The 18,694-nt window shown below is 72.2% G+C and carries 13 protein-coding genes; all 13 read left to right on the top strand.

All coding sequences use genetic code 11. The features are described 5' to 3' along the window. Positions 1–137 precede the first annotated feature (137 nt). The 13 genes from L1857_RS05280 (at position 138) to L1857_RS05220 (ending at position 18,693) form a co-directional block, all read left to right on the top strand. Positions 138–1,460 (top strand): YveK family protein, encoded by a 1,323-nt coding sequence (locus tag L1857_RS05280; RefSeq protein ID WP_094003806.1) that lies wholly within the window; start codon positions 138–140, stop codon positions 1,458–1,460. Next, positions 1,457–3,076, top strand: coding sequence for a Wzz/FepE/Etk N-terminal domain-containing protein (locus L1857_RS05275; RefSeq protein WP_116111660.1), 1,620 nt, complete (start codon positions 1,457–1,459; stop codon positions 3,074–3,076). The genes L1857_RS05280 and L1857_RS05275 overlap by 4 nt, the downstream gene beginning before the upstream one ends. A 2-nt stretch (positions 3,077–3,078) precedes the next feature. After that, positions 3,079–4,980: an asparagine synthase (glutamine-hydrolyzing) gene (asnB, locus tag L1857_RS05270; protein WP_116111661.1), complete on the top strand. Its 1,902-nt coding sequence runs from the start codon at positions 3,079–3,081 to the stop codon at positions 4,978–4,980. Between the two features lie 9 nt (positions 4,981–4,989). Beyond that, positions 4,990–7,155 (top strand): bi-domain-containing oxidoreductase, encoded by a 2,166-nt coding sequence (locus L1857_RS05265; protein ID WP_249464573.1) that lies wholly within the window; start codon positions 4,990–4,992, stop codon positions 7,153–7,155. Further along, on the top strand, positions 7,155–9,092 hold the full coding sequence (locus L1857_RS05260) for an alginate lyase family protein (protein ID WP_249467396.1): 1,938 nt from the start codon (positions 7,155–7,157) through the stop codon (positions 9,090–9,092). Before L1857_RS05265 ends, L1857_RS05260 begins: the two co-directional genes overlap by 1 nt. A gap of 17 nt (positions 9,093–9,109) precedes the next feature. After that, the gene (locus L1857_RS05255) at positions 9,110–10,627 is read left to right on the top strand and encodes a right-handed parallel beta-helix repeat-containing protein (RefSeq protein ID WP_205413315.1); all 1,518 of its coding nucleotides are present in this window, start codon (positions 9,110–9,112) and stop codon (positions 10,625–10,627) included. Then, on the top strand, positions 10,627–11,853 hold the full coding sequence (locus L1857_RS05250; RefSeq protein WP_094003801.1) for a hypothetical protein: 1,227 nt from the start codon (positions 10,627–10,629) through the stop codon (positions 11,851–11,853). Before L1857_RS05255 ends, L1857_RS05250 begins: the two co-directional genes overlap by 1 nt. 76 nt (positions 11,854–11,929) lie before the next feature. After that, positions 11,930–13,117, top strand: a complete 1,188-nt coding sequence (locus L1857_RS05245; protein ID WP_094003800.1) for an HAD-IIIA family hydrolase — start codon at positions 11,930–11,932, stop codon at positions 13,115–13,117. 4 nt (positions 13,118–13,121) lie between these two features. Then, complete coding sequence (locus L1857_RS05240) at positions 13,122–14,252, top strand: glycosyltransferase family 4 protein (protein WP_094003799.1); 1,131 nt, start codon at positions 13,122–13,124, stop codon at positions 14,250–14,252. Next, complete coding sequence (locus tag L1857_RS05235; RefSeq protein WP_116111664.1) at positions 14,249–15,361, top strand: SDR family NAD(P)-dependent oxidoreductase; 1,113 nt, start codon at positions 14,249–14,251, stop codon at positions 15,359–15,361. Before L1857_RS05240 ends, L1857_RS05235 begins: the two co-directional genes overlap by 4 nt. Then, complete coding sequence (locus tag L1857_RS05230; protein WP_116111665.1) at positions 15,358–16,056, top strand: nucleotidyltransferase family protein; 699 nt, start codon at positions 15,358–15,360, stop codon at positions 16,054–16,056. The genes L1857_RS05235 and L1857_RS05230 overlap by 4 nt, the downstream gene beginning before the upstream one ends. After that, positions 16,053–17,042, top strand: coding sequence for a GHMP family kinase ATP-binding protein (locus tag L1857_RS05225; RefSeq protein ID WP_116111666.1), 990 nt, complete (start codon positions 16,053–16,055; stop codon positions 17,040–17,042). The genes L1857_RS05230 and L1857_RS05225 overlap by 4 nt, the downstream gene beginning before the upstream one ends. Before the next feature lie 4 nt (positions 17,043–17,046). Next, on the top strand, positions 17,047–18,693 hold the full coding sequence (locus L1857_RS05220; protein WP_116111667.1) for a hypothetical protein: 1,647 nt from the start codon (positions 17,047–17,049) through the stop codon (positions 18,691–18,693). Position 18,694: the final 1 nt, after the last annotated feature.

Raw genomic sequence — 18,694 nt, 5'->3', positions numbered from 1 at the left:
GGAAATCCTGGTCGGAAAAACGCCTGGTCGCATTTTGGGAAAGCCGGTAACCAATCCGGGAATCGCCGCGACCTGTTTGTGAAAGGCCATCCATCCCGGCGCCGTCGGCGTCCGTGGTTCGTTCGAGGGGGCCCGCATTGGGTGACGACACCGTCCGCCTGTCCACGATCGGGCGGATCCTGCGCAACCGGTGGCGCGTGCTCGTGGCGCTGGCGGTGCTCGGCGCCCTGGTGGGGGCCGGCGCCTCCATGCTGTTCTCCCCTGGTTACCGGACCACCACCAGCGTTCTGTTGCAGGGCTCGCGGGACGAGAGCGAACTCCTCACCGAGGCGCAGGTCGCCAGCAGCTCGGTCGTCCTCGACCGCGCCGCCCAGGCGCTGGGCTGGGGCGTGAGCGGCGAGGAGCTGCGCGGCACCGTGAAGGCCGGGGCGAACCAGGCCAACATCGTCCAGATCGCGGCCACCGCGAACACCCCGGAGAAGGCGCAGGCTCTCGCCGACGAAGTCGCCGCCGCCTACGTCGCCTACACCGCGCAGCTCTTCGGCGGCACCGCGGACGCGGCGAGCCAGGTGGCCCAGGAGCAGGCGAACGCGCTGCGCCGGCAGGTGCAGGAGACCAACGACCGCATCACCGACCTCGCGGGGTCGGTGCGCACCCTGTCGGTGGAAAGCGTCGACGTCCGCACGCAGCTGGAGCAGCTGCGCAACGACCTGGCCGACGCGATGCTCAAGCTGGACCAGACCGACGAGACGATCAGCCAGACCAAGACCATCGTGATGGGCCCCGCGCAGCGCCCGGTCAGCCCGGCGGCGCCGACGATGGCGCAGTTCGTCGGCGGCGGCGCGCTCGCGTTCTTCCTGCTCGGCGTGCTCGGTCACCTGATCGGCGCGCGGGCGGACCGCCGGTTACGGGACGAGAGCGAGATCGGCGCCGCGGTGGGCGGCCCGGTGCTGGGCAGTGTCGACGTGCCGGTCGAGCGCGGCGGGCACCTGCCGTCCGGCGCCCCGCGGCACCGCTGGTCGCGCTGGCTGGGCACCGACCGGCCGTGGAACGAACCCGACCTGCTGCCGTCCGTCGACCAGGCCAGCCGGGAGATCCGCTACCGGCGGGCGCTGTCCCGCCTGCACGACGAGCCGCTGGTGGTCCTGGTCGTCGCGGACGACGACCCGGCGGGGCGGGCCGCGGCCACGCAGCTGGCGGCGGCCGCGAGCGGACCGGAACTCCGCATCGTCGTGACCAGCGCCCGGCGGCCCACCGTGCCCACCGTCGACGACGCGTCCGGCGCCGTGGTGGTCCAGGGCACCGGCACCCGGACCGGGTGGGAGCTGGTGGCGCTGGCCACCGCGTGCACGGACGCCGGTCTGCGGGTGCTCGGCACGGTCGTCGCGCACCCGGTGCGGGCGTCCCGGCGGCCGGTCGATGAGCTGATCGAGAACGACGCATTGGCAGGTTCGGCATGACGACGACCGACCGTCCACCGGCGGCCCAGCCGCTCATCGACCTCCACCGCCTGCTCACCGCGATCCGCCGCCGTCGCCGCCTGTGGGTGTCGACCGCGGTCCTGGGCCTGCTCGCGGGTGCGGCGTTCGCGTTCCTGACGCCGCAGAAGCCGACCGCGGTGACCCAGCTGATCGTGCTGCACGCGGCCGACCAGCCCAACGACAGCAAGAGCCTGATCCAGACCGACGTCGCCGTGCTGGAGACGAGCCGGATCGCCGGTGCCGCGCTGACGGCGCTGAACTCGACGGCCTCGCCCGAGCAGTTCCTCACGACCTACAGCGGTGAGGGCGTCACGAACAACATCATGCAGGTGACGGTCACCGCGCCGACCTACCGCGACGCGCTCGCACGGGCGCAGGCGCTGGCCGACGCGTTCATCGCCGATCACCGGCAGCGGTTGCAGGCGGCCGCCGACGCCGAGGCGCAGGCGTTGCTCGACCAGCGCGACGATCTGCAGCGCGAGCTGAACCAGGTGGACGTGCAGATCGTCGAGGCGTCCGGCCGCAACAGCCGCGTCGGCCCCGCCGAGCTGCAGTCCCTGTACGCCCAGCGCGCGGACCTGGCCTCGCGCGTCTCCGACTTCACCGGACGGGCCAACGAGGCGCGGATCGGCGAGCCGCAGCTGGGTGCGGGCACCCAGATCGTCGACGGCCCGCGCGCGGTCGGGTCGTCCGTGCTCGCCTCGGCCGTGACCACCGGCGGGATCGGCGGCGGGTTCGGCCTGTTCGCCGGGCTCGCGCTGGCCGCGGTGCTCGGCGTGGTGCGGGACCGGCCGGTGCTGCGCCGCGACATCTCCACCGAGCTGGGCGCGTCGGTCATCGGTGAACTGCCGCAGCCGCGCCGGTTGCGGTACGCCCGGTCGGACGCGCAGCGGGCCCGGGTCGCGGCGACGGTCGCCCGTGCGGTGACCGCCGAGGGCGGTCCGGTGTCGGTGCTCGAGCTGGGTTGTCCCCGGGTGGCCGCCACGCTCGCCCTCGAAGTGGCGAAGTACCTGGCGAAGGACACGAAGGTCGTGCTCGTCGACGACCTCCCCCACCGCGACCTGACCGCGGTGGCGGGCAAGGCACCGGCGGTGCCGGTCGTGGACGGCAGCGAACGACTGGACGACGGGCTGCGCATCGGCGTGGGGTCCGTGTCGCCGGGGACGGCGTGGACCGATCTGCGCCGGCTGGGCGCGGAGACCGTGCTGGTGGTCCGCGCCGGCAAGGCCAGCACGCTCTGGCTGCACACCGTCGCGCGGCAGCTGGCCGATCTGGGCATCCCGGTCATCGGCATCGTGCTCGTCGCGCCGGATCCGCGGGACCGCACCGACGGCACGTTGTGGGACGGCCTGCACACCGCGTTGCGGGGCCGGGCCACCTTCGCCGAGGCACGACGGGTCAACGGCAGCGCGAACGTCGACGACCACCCCACGACCTGGTTCGCCCCGCTGCCCGCGGCCGCCGCCGGCGAGCGGACCGCGACGCTGCAGCCGGTGCACGCCGAGCTGCCGACCAAGGAATTCACCCCGGTCACGCCGGCCGAGAACACGGAGGCACATGTGAACGGCAAGCGGCCCCTCGATCGCGAAGGCTGACCATGTGCGGTGTCGCAGGAACCTTTCGCTGGCCCGACGGCGGCCCGCTGACCGACCGGCTGACCAAGCGCCTGTCCCACCGCGGTCCGGACGGCGAGGGCCGCTACGACCACGGTGACGTGCACCTCGGCCACCGCCGGCTGTCCATCATCGACCTGTCCGAGACGGGCGCGCAGCCGATGGTCTCCGGCGGCCTCGCGCTGACCTACAACGGCGAGCTCTACAACGCCCCCGAGCTGCGGGCCGAGCTGGTGAGCAAGGGCGTGCGGTTCCGCGGCACCTCCGACACCGAGGTCCTGCTGGAGGCGTGGCGGCGCTGGGGTGTGCAGTGCCTGCCCCGGCTGCGCGGCATGTTCGCGTTCGGGATCTTCGACGAGCGCACCGGGGAGCTGTTCCTGGCCCGCGACCAGCTGGGCATCAAGCCGCTGTTCTACGTGCGCCGCGGTGGGGGAATCGCGTTCTCCTCCGAGCTGAAGGCGCTGGCCGGGGAGATCGGCGGGCTGCACGTCGACGAGACCGCGCTGGTCGCGTCGCTGCTGTACTACTGGGTTCCGGACAGCCGGTGCGCGTTCCGCGAGGCGCACAAGCTGCCGCCGGGCACCTGGATGCGATGTCGCGCGGACGGACGCGTCGACACCGGCCGGTACTGGAACCTGCGGGACGTCGCCACCGAGGCGCAGCACGGCCCGCCCGCCGACCTCGCCGCGGTCGTCGAGGACTCCACGGGCAAGCACCTGCTCTCCGACGTGCCGGTGGCGACGTTCCTGTCCGGCGGCCTGGACTCCAGCTACCTGACCGCGCTGGCGGCCCAAGACTCGCCCGGCATCTCCGCCTACACCATCGGGTTCCGCGCCGAGGACGCGAAGTTCGAGGCCATGCCGGACGATCTGCGGTACGCGCGGATCGTGGCCGAACGGTTCGGCGTGGACCTGCACGAGATCGAGATCGCGCCGAACGTGCAGGACCTGCTGCCGCACCTGACCTACCACCTGGACGAGCCGATCGGCGATCCGGCCGCGATCAACAGCTACCTGATCTGCCTGGCCGCGCGCGAGGCGGGCGTCAAGGTGATGCTGTCCGGGATGGGCGCGGACGAGCTGTTCGCCGGTTACCGCAAGCACCTGGCGAACCTGATCGCGTTGCGGTACCAGAAGATCCCGGGCGGGGTGCGGCGGCCGATCGAGTCCCTTGTGGACCGTCTGCCGGTGGCCACGTCCCGGCGCGGGTTCCGGTCCGTGCGCTTCGCGAAGCGGTTCCTGTCCTTCGCCGAGCTGCCCGAGGAGACCGCGTTCCGGCGCAGCTACACGATGTACGACCGCGACGAGCTGGCCGGCCTGGTCGCCCCCGACCTGGCCGGAGCCGTGGACGACGTGCTCACCGAGCACGCCGACACCTACCACGACAACCTGCTCGACGACTTCGTCAACCGCATGTGCCTGGCCGACGCGCGGATGTTCCTGCCCGGCCTGAACCTGACCTACACCGACCGCGCCACGATGGCCGCCTCCACCGAGGTGCGCGTGCCGTTCGTGGACGTCGAGGTGGTCAAGGCCGCGTTCAGCCTGCCCGGCAACCGCAAGATCGCCGGGCGGCAGGGCAAGGCCGCGCTGAAGGAAGCCGCGCTGTCGATCCTGCCGAAGGAGATCGTCCACCGGCCGAAGGGCCTGTTCAGCGCCCCGCTGCGGGCGTGGATGAGCCGCGATCTGGCGCCGCTGGTGCGTGAGGTCGTGCACGACGGCGTTCTCGTGAACTCGGGTTTCCTGCGGCGTGATGCGTTGCAGCGGCTCGTCGACGAGGACGCCGCGGGGCGGGAGGACCGGTCCAAGCACCTCTGGCACGTGTTGACCCTGGAGTACTGGTACCGCGGCGCGACCGAAGCCGGTGCGGCCGAGCGAGCAGCGTGAGGAGCCCTGGTGAAGCAGGTCGTACAGAACTACAAGAGCGGCGAGCTGGCGCTGCTGGACGTCGAGACGCCGGCGGGCAAGCCGGGCGGCGTGCTCGTGCGGTCCGCGTTCTCGCTGATCTCCACCGGCACCGAGATGATGAAGGTGTCCGAGGCGAGCATGTCGATGCTGGGCAAGGCGCGGTCGCGGCCGGACCAGGTCGCGAAGGTCGTGCAGAGCGTCGCGACCAACGGCGTCGGCGCCACCTATCGCAAGGTGATGAACCGGCTCGACTCCTACACCCCGCTCGGCTACTCGCTGTGCGGCGTGGTCGAAGAGGTCGGCGCCGGGATCGATGACGTCACCGTCGGCGACTTGGTCGCCTGCGCCGGGAACGAGCACGCGCTGCACTCCGAGCTGAACTGGGTGCCGAAGAACCTCTACGTGCGCGTGCCGGCCGGGGTCGAGCCGCGGCACGCGTCGTTCGCGACCGTCGGCGCGATCGCCATGCAGGGCGTCCGGCGCGGCGAACCGCAGCTCGGCGACACGGCGCTGGTCATCGGGCTGGGCCTGATCGGGCAGCTGGTCGTGCAACTGCTGGCCGCGTCCGGGGTGCGGGTGGTCGGGGTGGATCCGGACCAGGAGCGGTGCGCGCTGGCCGAGCGGCTGGGCGCGTCCGTGTGCGGGCATCCCGGTTCCGGCGACGTGGCGATCGCCGTCGGTGAGCTGACCGGTGGGTACGGCGTCGACCAGGTGTACCTCGCGGCGGGCGGCAGCACGAACGAGCCGGTCGAGCTGGCCGCGAAGCTCGCCCGCGACCGCGGCCGGGTGATCGACATCGGCAAGTGCCGCCTCGACCTGCCGTGGAACGCCTACTACGAAAAGGAACTCGACGTCCGGTTCTCCCGCTCCTACGGCCCGGGCCGCTACGACCCGGAGTACGAACTGGACGGCCGCGACTACCCGATCGGTTACGTGCGCTGGACCGAGCGCCGCAACCTGGAATGCTTCCTCGACCTGATCGCGCGTGGCCGGGTGGACGTCGAACCGCTGGTCTCGCACGTCGCGGACTTCGCCACAGCGGTGGAGACCTACCGCAGGCTCAACGAGGGCGAGCTCAAGGCCGTCGCCGTGTTGTTCCGGTACCCGGGCGTGGACACCGGCGTCGCCGAACCGGAGCTGACCGCGCGGGTCCCGGCCTCGATTCGCACGTCCCGGCGGATGGGCAGGGTGCGGACCGCGTTCATCGGCGCGGGCAACTACGCGTCCTCGATGCTGCTGCCGCACCTGGCCGAGCGCGAGGACGTCGAGCTGCGCCGCGTGGTCACCACGTCGTCGCTGTCGGGCGCGAACGCCAAGCGCAAGTTCGGGTTCGCCGAGGCGTCCACCGATGTGGACGCCACACTGGCCGACCCGGGCATCGACGCGGTGTTCGTGGTGACCCGGCACAGCTCGCACGCCGAGCTGACCCGGCGCGCGCTGCTGGCCGGCAAGGCGGTGTTCGTCGAGAAGCCGCTGGCGCTCACCGAAGCCGAGCTGGGCAAGGTGCTGGGCGCGGTCGAGGAGTCCGGCAACGACCGGCTGCAGGTCGGGTTCAACCGCCGGTTCGCGCCGCTGCTGCACGAGGCGACGAGCCACTTCGGCAGGCGCATCGGCCCGGCGTCGGTGCGGTACCTGGTGAACGCGGGCCGCCTGGACCACGGCAGCTGGTACAGCCAGGCCGGCTCCGAGGGCACCCGGTTCGACGGCGAGGGCGGGCACTTCATCGACACGGTGAGCTGGCTGCTCGGCGCCGACCCGGTGTCGGTCTACGCCTGCGCCACGCCGGACCAGCAGGACCTGCAGATCCTGTTGCGCTACCCGGACGGCTCGACCGCGGCGATCAGCTACGCCACCAGCGGTCCGGCGAGCTTCCCCAAGGAGACGCTGGACGTCGTCGCCGACGGCAAGGTGCTGAAGTTCGACGACTTCGCCCGCGCCTCGGTGTACGCGCGCAAGCGCTGGACCAGTTCGCGCATCCCGAAGGGCCGCGACAAGGGCCAGCACGCCGAGCTGGACGCGTTCGTCACCGCGGTCACCTCGGGCGGCCCGATGCCGGTGCCGCTGGAGTCGCTGGTCGCGACCACGCTGGCCACGCTCGCGGTGCGGACCAGCCTGGCCACGGGCGCGCCGGTCCGGATCGGGACGTCGGCATGATGGACCCCGGCTGGTACCTGCGGCGGCTGTCGCGGATGGGCCCGCGCGAAGTCGCCGGGCGGGCCGCGGACGTGCGGAACCGGCGCAAGCTGCGGCGCGCGTTGCCGGAGGCGTCCACTCCCCTGCCCGGCCGCCGCTTCACCGCCGTGCTGCCCGAGGACGTGCGGGTGCCGCCGGACGCGCGGGCACGCGTGCTGGAGACCGCGGACCGGCTGTTGGACGGCCGAGCCGAGTACTTCGGGGTGCCGCGCGACGACCTGGTGAACCCGGACTGGTCGGCCGATCCGAAGACCGGGCGGCGGGCGCCTGCCGACACGTTCGCCTTCGACATCCCGTACCGGCACGAGGACGTCGTGGGCGACATCAAGCAGATCTGGGAGCCGTCGCGGCACCAGCACCTCACCGTGCTCGCCACGGCCTACGCGCTCACCGGTGACGACCGCTACGCCGAGCGGGTCGCCGACCACCTGAAGTCCTGGTGGGCGGCCAACGCGCCGATGACGAGCGTGCACTGGGTCAGCGGGATCGAGCTGGGCATCCGGCTGCTGTCCTGGGTGTGGGTGCGGCGGCTGCTGCACGGCTGGCCCGGCGCGGCCGGCCTGTTCGAGGACAACCCCGAGGCGCTGCACCAGATCTGGCACCACCAGCGGTGGCTGGCGACCTTCCCGAGCCGCGGTTCGTCGGCGAACAACCACGTCATCGCCGAGGCGGCCGGGCAGCTGGCCGCGTCCTGCGCGTTCCCGTGGTTCCCCGAGTCGGCCGGCTGGCGATCGGCCGCGCTGCGGTCGCTCGACGAGCACCTGGCCGCCAACACCTTCGGCTCCGGCCTGAACCGCGAGCTGGCCACCGAGTACCACGGCCTGGTCCTGGAGCTGGGCCTGGCCGCGGCGGCCGAGGCCGGGGCGGCCGTGCCGGACTCGCTGTGGCGCACGCTGCTGCGCATGACCGACGCGCTCGCGGCCGTCGTCGACGTCCGGCTGCACCCGCCGCGGCAGGGCGACGGCGACGACGGGCACGGGCTGGTCCTCGACGGCCGCGGCACCGACCGCTGGTCGTCGCTGCTGGCGACCGGGGACGCCCTGTTCGGGCGCCTGGACTGGTGGCCGAGCCCGCGCGGCGGCGACGTTCGCACGCCGCTGCTCGCCGCGCTCGCCGGCCGGTTCGAGGCGGCGGACCGGCCACGCACCCGGCCGGACCACTTCGCCGACGCCGGGCTGACGCTGCTGCGCACCCCGCCCGGCGACGGCCGCGGCGAGATCTGGTGCCGCTGCGACGGCGGCCCGCACGGGTTCCTGTCGATCGCCGCGCACGCGCACGCCGACGCGCTGTCGGTCGAGGTGCGGCACGACGGCGTGGACATCCTCGCCGACCCGGGCACCTACTGCTACCACGGCGAACCGGAGTGGCGCGCCTACTTCCGGTCCACGCTGGGCCACAACACGGTGCAGCTGGACGACACCGACCAGTCCACTTCGGGCGGCCCGTTCCTGTGGACCCGGCACGCGACGACCCGCGTGCTGGCCGCGCCCGGCGGCGGCGTGCTGCGGTGGTCGGCCGAGCACGACGGCTACCGCCCGGCCGTGCACCGGCGCACCGTCGAACTCGACCCGGGCGCGCGTGAGCTGCGGATCACCGACGAGATCACCGCCGGCCGGCACCACCCGGCGCGGCTCGCGTTCCACCTGGGCCCCCGCGTCTCGGCCGAACTGACCGGGCACGCGGCCGTGCTGACCTGGACCTCCGGCGGCCGCGAGCAGGCCGCCGTCCTCGACCTGCCCGCCGGGCTCACCTGGACCGCGCACCACGGGCAGACCGCCCCGCCGCTCGGCTGGTACTCGCCCGGCTACGGCCGCCGCGAACCGGCCACGACCCTGATCGGCAGTGGACTGGCCGGGCGCGGTGGCGCGCTCACCACCCTGCTGCGCTTCGCCCACTAGCCGGAGGTGGCAACGCCGTGCCCGCACGAACGACGACCCGACTCCGCCGGGTGCTGCCGGCCCTGGCGCTCCTGGCGGTGCCCGCGTGCACGTCCGGTCCGACCGCGGCCCCCACCGCGCAGGAGGGCGTGCCGAACCAGGTGGCGGCGGTGTGCGGCAACGCGGCACCCGGTCCGGCCACGCCCCCCGCCGGGGCGGTCGTCGTGGACCCGGGCCTGGTCAACGACCTGGCGATCAAGACCGCCGACAACCCGCCGGGCACCACGTTCTGGCTGGCCCCGGGCAAGCACGTGCTCGGCGAGGACCAGTACGACCAGGTCCAGCCGCGGACCGGCAACACCTACCTCGGCGCCCCCGGCGCGGTGTTCGACGGCCGCGGCGTCAACCGGTACGCGTTCGCGGGCACCGCCTCCGACGTGACGATCCGCCACCTGGTGGTCACCGGCTTCGACGCGCCGCTCAACGAGGGCGTGGTCAACCACGACTCCGGCGACGGCTGGATCATCGAGCACAACACCATCGAGGACAACCGCGGCGCCGGGCTGATGGCCGGGGCGCGGCAGCAGGTGCGCGCCAACTGCCTGCGCGCCAACGGCCAGTACGCGATGAACGCCTACCAGGCCGGCGACACCATCACCGGGCTCGTCGTCGAGGGCAACGAGATCACCGGCAACAACACCGACAACCTGGAGGCCCGTTACGAGGGCTGCGGCTGCACCGGCGGCATCAAGTTCTGGGCGGTCAACGGCGCCGACGTGCGCGGCAACTGGGTGCACGGCAACCAGGGCGTCGGGCTGTGGGCGGACACCAACAACAACGACTTCCTGATCGAGGGCAACGTCATCGAGGGCAACGGCGGCGCCGCGATCATCTACGAGACCAGCTACAACGCGGTCATCCGGAACAACGCGATCCGCCGCAACAACTGGGTCGAGGGCCGCTCCTTCGTCGACAAGGGCGACACCTTCCCCGCCGCGACGATCTACATCTCCGAATCCGGCGGGGAACCGCGGGTCCCGGCGCGCACCGACAAGATCGAGATCACCGGCAACGACCTGACCGACAACTGGTCCGGGATCACCCTGTGGGAGAACGCCGACCGCTTCTGCAACAGCGCGGCGAACACCTCGACCGGCTACTGCACCCGGCTGGTCCCGGACGCCGCGACGTGCGCCCAGCCCGCCATCGCCGGCGAACCGCTGTACTCCGACTGCCGCTGGAAGACCCAGCGCGTCGACATCCACGGCAACCGGTTCGCCTTCGACCCGGTGGTGATCGGGTGCCGGGCGATGTGCGGGCGCATGGCGGTGCTGTCCAACTACGGCACCTACCCGGACTGGTCGCCGTACAAGGCCGAGGTCATCCGGCAGGCGATCACGTTCGGGCAGGACAACCGGTGGCACGACAACACCTACGCCGGGCCGTGGAGCTTCATGGCGGTCGACACCGAGGGCGTCCTGGACACCGTGGCCTGGCAGGCGCCGCCCTACCAGCAGGACACCGGCAGCACGTTCACGCTCAGGGCGGGTGGCTGATGAGCATCGACACCGTCCGGCCCCGCGCGGCGCCGGAGAAGCCCGGCCAGGAGGCGTTCCCCCGCCTGCTGCCGGCGATCTGGGCGCTGCTGGTGTTCAACACGCTCGGCTCGCAGGGCGGGCAACTGCTGATCACCCTGCCGCGGACCGTCGTGCAGGTGGTCACGATGGGGGCGATCGTGGCCGCGTTCGGCCTCGCGCTGATCACCAACCCGCGCGTGCGGATCCGGCCGAGCGCGTTCCTGTTCCTGCTCACCCTGCTCCTGGCGGCGAGCATCGCGGGCAGCGCCCGCCTGGAGGCCGGTTACGGCTCGCTGTTCCGCTGCTTCCGGCTGACCCTGTTCGTCGCCACGCTGTGGCTGATCAGCCCGTGGATGGACCACGCGATCCGGTTCGTGCGGCTGCACCTGCGGGCCCTCATCGTGGTGCTGGTCCCGGTCGCGGTCGGCCTGTTCATCTCGCCGGGCAACGCGTTGCCCGCGAGCAACGACGGCCGCCTCAGCGGAACCCTGTGGCCGATGACCGCGCCGCAGGTCGGCGCCTACAGCGCGGTCGTCGCCGGGCTGGTCGTCCTGCTGTGGGTGAACCGCCACACCGACGGCCGCAGCGTGGCGTTCATCGCCGGGCCCGCGTTCGCGATGCTGCTGCTGAGCCACACCCGGACGGCGCTGCTCGGCCTGGTCGCCGGGCTGCTCGTGGCCGGCCTGTCGCTGTTCCTGACCAGCGTCCGGGCCCGCAAGATCTTCACGCTCTGCGCGGGCGCGGTCGCGCTGGCCGCGATCCCGCTCGGCCCGCTGGTGCAGACGTGGTTGCTGCGCGGGCAGGACGACGAGGCGCTGAGCAACCTCACCGGGCGGACGAAAGTGTGGGACGCGCTGCTGCAGGAACCACGCAGCTGGTTCGAGCAGGTCTTCGGCACCGGGTTGTCCAACAAGTCCTTCAACGGGTTGCCGATCGACAGCGGCTGGCTGGCGGTCTACCACGAGCAGGGCTACCTGGGCATCGTGCTGGTGGGGCTGTTCCTGCTGACGCTGGTGATCGTCGCGCTGTCCCGCCCGCCCTCACCGGCCCGGGCGTACGCGATCTTCCTGATCACCTACTGCCTGGTCGCCTCCTACACCGAGGTCGGGGTGGGCGACGCCTCGCCGTACCTGCTGCACCTCTTCGTCGCGGCGGCGCTGCTGTCCGCCCCGCGCGCCGCTCCACAAAGGACGGTTGTGGAATGAGCACTCCACCGGCCGGAAACCGTAACGCGCCCGGGCCCGCGCGCGACCTCAAGTCATCTCAGAGAGGTGGTCGACCGTGAGCCAGCCAGGGGTTCTGCTCGATCGCGACGGCACGATCATCGTCGACAGCGGATATGTCGGCTCGGTCGACCGGGTCGAGTTCATCGACGGGTCCATCGCGGCCATCGCCGCGCTCAACCGCGCCGGCATCCCGGTCGCGGTGGTCACCAACCAGGCCGGGGTGGCCCGCGGGTACTACGGCATCGCCGACGTGGAGCAGGTCCACAAGCACATGATCGCCGAGCTGGCGCGGCACGGCGCGCACGTCGACCTGTGGCTGTTCTGCCCCTACCACCCGGACGGCATCGTGGAGGCGTTCGCGCGGCGCAGCGCCGACCGCAAACCCGGGCCGGGCATGGCGCTGGCCGCCGCGGAGGCGCTGGACCTGGACCTGGCGGCGTCCTGGGTGGTCGGGGACAGCCCGGCCGACGTCGGGCTGGCGCGGGCGGTGGGCGCCAAGCCGCTGCACGTCGGGCCGCCCGGCTCGGCGGTGACGGGTGTCGACACGTTCCCCGATCTCGCTGCCGCCGTGCGGTTCATCCTCGGTGGCAGCACCGTCCCGGCGCCGCATCAGGAGAAGGCGCCGAAGTTCCCGGCCGCGAAGTTCCACCGCGCCGACTCCTACGGCGGCGCCTACGTCGCCGAGCTGGCGCGCGCCTTCGCCACCGTGGACCTGGAACAGGTCAGCCGCGCGGCGACCGTCCTGAACGCCGCCTACGACCGCGATTCGGCGGTGTTCGCGTGCGGCAACGGCGGGTCCGCGTCGATCGCCAACCACCTGCAATGCGACCACGTGAAGGGCATCCGCAACGGCACCGGCGTCACCACGCGGGTGCAGAGCCTGAGCACGAACGTGGAGTTGTTCAGCGCGATCGCCAACGACCTGGGCTACGAGCACGTCTTCGAGTACCAGTTGCAGTCCCAGGCGCGGCCGGGCGACGTGCTGATCGTCATCTCGTCCTCGGGCCGGTCGCCGAACATCGTGCGGGCACTGGACTGGGCGGCGGCGCACGACATGCCGACCATCGCGCTCACCGGGTTCGAGGGCGGGCCCGCGCGACGCCGCGCCGAGGTCTCCATCCACGTCGACTCCGCCAACTACGGCGTCGTCGAAGACGCCCACCAGGCGTGCATGCACCTGCTGGCCCAGTACGTCCGACAGTCGAGGATGACCCCAGATGCCGTTGTCTCGCAGACATTCTGACCGCATGCGCGTCGCGATCAACCTGCTCACCGACGATCCGGTCAACCCCTCGGGCGCGCACTGGTTCTGGACGCGCGTCATCCCCGAGATGACCGAGCTGCTCCGCGACGGCGAGTCGTTCCACCTCATGGTGAGCCCGAAGTCGCGGCCGACGCACGACTACGGGTCGAGCGTCGAGTACATCACCTATCCGTGGTCCAACGAGAAGCGCAACCTGCGCACGCTGTCGGAGCACCTGTACTCGCCGGTGCGGCTGCCGCTGAGCGGGATCGACGTGCTGAACACGCTGATGGCGCCGATCGTGAAGTCGGCGCCGAAGCTCGTCGTGCACATCAAGACGCTGCACGCGTACACCACACCGCACGCGATCTCACCGCCGGCGCGGCTGTACCGGCAGCTGAGCTACCCGCGCACGGCGCGGCTGGCCGACGCGATCATCCTCAACTCCCGCAGCCTGGTCGACGAGGTGCGGCAGTACCTGGACGTCGATCCGGCGAAGATCCGGCTCATCCCGGAGGCGGTGGACCACGACCTGTTCCGCCCCGGCGACCGGGACGAGGCGTTCGCCCACGTGTCCCGGCGCTACGGCGTGACCAGGCAGTTCGTGCTGTTCGTGTCGTCGCTGTGGCCGTACAAGAACTGCGAGGGCCTGATCCGCGCGTTCGCCGCAGCGAAATCCGACCTCGGGGACCGGCAGCTGGTCGTCGTGGGCCCCGGCCGGGACGTGGAGTACGTCGGGCAACTCAAGGCGCTGGCCGCGCGGCTCGGCGTGGCCGGCGACATCGTGTGGGTCGGCGGGGTGCCGCTGGAGGAGACCGTGCACTTCTACCGCGCGGCCGACGTGTTCGTGTACCCGTCGCACAACGAGACGTTCGGCCTGCCGATCCTGGAGGCCATGGCCTCGGCGTGCCCGGTGGTCACCTCCAACGTGACGGCGATGCCGGAAACCGCGGGCGGGGCGGCGCTGCTGGCCGACCCGGCGGACTCCGGCTCGATCGCCGACGCGATCGTCAAGGCCTGCGGCCCGGAGGGCGAGCGGCTGCGCGCCCGCGGACCGGAACGCGCGGGCGAGTTCACCTGGGCGGCCACCGCCGCGCGCACGCTCGACGTGTACCGGGAGGTGCACGCGCGATGAGGATCCTGGTCACCGGCGGCGCCGGGTTCATCGGATCGCACACCTGCGACCGGCTCGTCGAGCTGGGGCACGAGGTGACCGTGCTGGACGTGCTGGCCGCGCCGGTGCACCGCGACGGGAAACCGAACCACCTGACGCCCGGCGTGGAGTTCTACGAAGGCGACGTGCGCAACCGCGATCTGATGCGCAACCTGCTGCGCCGCGCCGACGCGGTCTACCACTTCGCCGCCTACCAGGACTACCTGCCGGACTTCGCGAAGTTCACCGACGTCAACGTCACGTCCACGGCGATGATCTACCAGATCGTGGTCGCCGAGAAGCTGGACCTGGCCCGGATCGTGGTGGCGTCCTCGCAGGCCGCGATGGGCGAGGGGCTCTACCGGTGCGCGGCGCACGGCGAGCAGACGCCGGACATGCGGCCCGAGGCGGCGTTGCGGGCGGGGCACTGGGACCTCGGCTGCGCGGTGTGCGGCGAGCCGCTGGCGATGCTGCCCACACCGGAGCGGATCGCCAACCCGCAGAACGCCTACGGCATGTCCAAGCACGGCGAGGAGGTCGTGGCGGTCAACCTCGGGCGCCGCTACGGAATCCCGACCGTCGCGTTGCGCTACAGCATCGTGCAGGGCCCGCGGCAGTCGGTCTACAACGCCTACTCCGGCGCGTGCCGCATCTTCAACCTGCACTACCTGCTGGGCGGCGCGCCGACGCTGTACGAGGACGGGCAGGCGATCCGCGACTACGTGAACATCCACGACGTGGTCGACGCGAACGTGCTGGTGCTCGCCGACGACCGCGCCGCCGGGCGAGTCTTCAACGTCGGCGGCGGAACCGGCTACACCACGCAGGAGTTCGCCGACATCGTGCGGCGCCAGTACCGATCGGACCGGCCGGGCCGGATCAGCGGCGAGTACCGCTTCGGCGACACCCGGCACATCACCTCCGACATCGACGCGCTCACACAGCTGGGCTGGTCCCCGAAGCGGACTCCCGCGGACTCCGTGGCCGAGTACGCCGACTGGTTGCGGGACATGCCGGGCCTGGACGAAATCCTCGCCGAGGCGGACGCCAAGATGCGGTCGCTCGGCGTGGTGCGCAAGGCGGGGACGTGAAGGCGTTCCTGCTCGCGGCCGGGCTGGGGACGCGGCTGCGGCCCCTCACCGACCACACGCCCAAGTGCCTGGTCGAGATCGGCGGGCGGCCGATGCTGGACATCTGGCTCGACGCGCTCGCCGCCGCCGGGGTGGACGAGGTGCTGGTCAACCTGCACCACCTGGCCCCGCTGGTGCGGGCGCACCTGGCGGACCGGCGCGGTGGCCCGGTCGTGCACACCGTCGAGGAACCGGAACTGCTCGGCAGCGCGGGCACGCTGTGGGCCAACCGCTCGTTCGTCGCGGGCGAGGACATGTTCCTGGCCCTCAACGCGGACAACCTCACCGACTTCGACCCGCGGGTCCTGATCGACGCGCACCGCACCGGCGGGACCATCGCCACGCTGTCGGTGTTCCACGCCCCCGATCCCACGCGGTGCGGGATCCTCACCGTTTCCGGTGGCCTGGTCACGGGTTTCACCGAGAAGCCGGCCACGCCGTCCGGTGATCTGGCGAACGCCGGGATGTACGCGTTCTCCCCCGCCGTGCTCGACCTGATCGGGCCGCCGCCCGCCGACATCGGGTACGACCTGCTGCCCGAGCTCGTCGGGCACGCGCGCGTGGTCTCCCTCGGCGACGCGTGGTTCCTCGACATCGGCACCCCCGCGGCGCTGGACCGGGCCCGCGACGAATGGCAAGGCAGGCGAGCGTCGTGATCATCACCCAGACCCCGCTGCGCATCGGGCTCGTCGGTGGCGGGACCGATCTGCCCGGCTACTACCGCGAGCACGGCGGCCGGGTGCTCAACGCGGCCATCGACAAGTACGTCTACGTCGTGGTCAAGCAGCGCTTCGACGACGAGATCTACGTCAACTACTCGCGCAAGGAGATCGTCTCCCGCGTCGAGGACCTGGAGCACGAGCTGGTGCGCGAGGCCATGCACATGACCGGGGTGCGCAGCGGCGTGGAGATCACCACGCTGGCCGACATCCCGTCGGCCGGGTCCGGGCTCGGGTCGTCGTCCTCGGTGACCGTCGGGCTGCTGCACGCGTTGTTCGCCTACCAGGGCAGGCAGGTGACCGCCGCGGAGCTGGCCGAGCGGGCGTGCGCGATCGAGATCGACCGCTGCCGCAAACCGATCGGCAGGCAGGACCAGTACGCGGCTGCCTACGGCGGGCTGTGCGACCTGCAGTTCGGGCCCGGCGACGCGGTCGGGGTCGAGCGGATCGACCTGCCGCGCGCGGACTGGCGGAAGCTGCAGGACGAGCTGATGTTGTTCTTCACCGGCATCACCCGCAGCGCGAACACGATCCTGGGCGAGCAGAACGCGAACGTCGGCGACCGGCTGCCGCAGCTGGGCCAGCTGCGCGACCTCGCGGGCGAGGCGGCGGACGGCCTGCGTGGCGGCGACCTGTCCGCGCTGGGCACCGCGTTGCGCAAGAGCTGGGAGGCCAAGCGCTCGCTCGCGTCCGGGGTGTCGAACCGGCAGATCGACGAGGCCGTGGACGCGGCACTGGCGGCGGGCGCGTCCGGCGCGAAGGTGACCGGCGCGGGCGGCGGCGGGTTCCTGCTGGTCAGCTGCCCCCTGGAACACCAGCGGGCGGTGCGCTCGCGGCTGGCCACGATGAAGGAACTGCCGATCAAACTGGAGCGGCTCGGGTCCCGGGTCATCTTCAACGTGCACCGCGACATCTGGAGCTGACCCGATGACGAAACCGGCCATCGACGCGCGCGTCGCGGCGGAGCCCGCGGACCGCCGCGACCGGCGACCCTGGCTCTGGCCGGTCGTGACGCTCGTGCTCGTCGCCGGGCTGGGCGGGGTGTGGCTGTGGTCCGGACCGGCGCCGATGTCCGCGCCCTGGGACGTGTTCATCCTGCTCGACGGCGCCTACCGGATGACCGGGGGTCAGGTGCCCAGCACCGACTTCGAGAACCCGATCGGGCCGCTGGTGTACGGGCTGGTCAGCCTGGGGATGAAGGTGCAGGCGGTCCCGTCGCTGACCGCGGTGGTCTACGCCGGTGCGCTCTTCCTCGCGATCACCGCGCCGCTGGCCTGGTTCGTCGCGCGCCGGCGGCTGCCCGCGGTGCACGCGGCCGGGTTCACGGTCTTCCTGGCGCTGCTGGTGGTCACGCCCCGCCCGCTCGGGTATTCGCCGTGGACCACCACGTACGCGATGCTCTACAACCGCTACGGCTGGGTGCTGTACGCGACGCTGCTGCTGCTCGTGCTGATCCGGCCGCGTGCGCCGCTCACCACGCGGCGCGTGGTCGCCGAGGGGCTCGTGCTCGGTTTCCTGCTGGGGCTGATGTTCTACTGCAAGGCCAACTTCTTCGCGGCCGGCGCGGCCGCGGTCGTGGTCGGTCTCGTGCTGGGCACGCTGCCCCGCAACCTCCGGTTCGGCGCCGCCGCGGTCGCGGCCTTCCTCGGCGTCGCGGTCGTCATGCGGCTGACGTTCGGCATCGGGATCGCCGGCTACCTCGCCGACCTCGTGCACGCCGGCGGTTCCCAGGGCGGGCAACGGCTCGGGATGCTGATGCGCAGCGCCGCCTACACCGCCCCGGTGCTGCTGCTCACCGCGGCCGTCGTCGTCGCGTTGATCCTCCGGGCACGCCGGCTGGAGCTGCCTTCGCGCCCGATCCTCAAGACGGCCGTGGCCGCCGGATACGTGTGGGTGTCCAGCGTGCTGGTGGCCTCGGCCAACACCGCCGAGCACGGCGATCTGCCTGCGCTGGTGGTTCTCCCGCTGCTGCTCCTGGTGGTCCTCGCGCCGAAGGTGCGGACCCCGGCGCTGGTGCTCGCGGGGGTGGCGGTGCTGGTGGCCGCGACCGCCGGGCCGATCGCCGGGAAGGACACCCTGGCGCTGGGCCGCGCCGCGAGCGAGCACGGTTACGTGGCGGCTCCGCCGGCGAGCCAGCGCATGGCCGCTCCGGGCCTGCGGGACTTCGTGGTTCCCGCCGACGCGCAGTGGCAGACCGCGTACCGCACAGCGAACGCCGTCCCGGCGATGATCAACGACGGCGTGGCGTTGCTGCGGCGGCACGCCGGGCCCGCGGACACGGTGGCGACGATCGCGTTGGCGAACCCGTTCTCGTTCGCGTTGTCCCTGCCGCCCGCGACCGGCGGCCCGCTGTGGTGGGACGTCGGCATCAGCTTCGACCGCTCCGTGCACCCGGACGCGGACCGGGCCTTCGGCAACGTGGACTGGGTGATGATCCCGCGCCTGACCGAGGGCCAGGGCTGCTGCGCGGAGACCGTCACCGCGCTGCGCGAGGTCTACGGCGCCTACCTCGCCGAGCACTTCACGGAGGCCGAGATCACCGCGGACTGGATCCTGCTGGCCAGGACGCGATGAC

The sequence above is a fragment of the Amycolatopsis thermalba genome (assembly GCF_023376025.1).
GTDB lineage: Bacteria > Actinomycetota > Actinomycetes > Mycobacteriales > Pseudonocardiaceae > Amycolatopsis_E > Amycolatopsis_E thermalba.
Note: the sequence above shows the minus strand (reverse complement) of the source record. Positions and strands in the feature narration are given on the sequence as shown.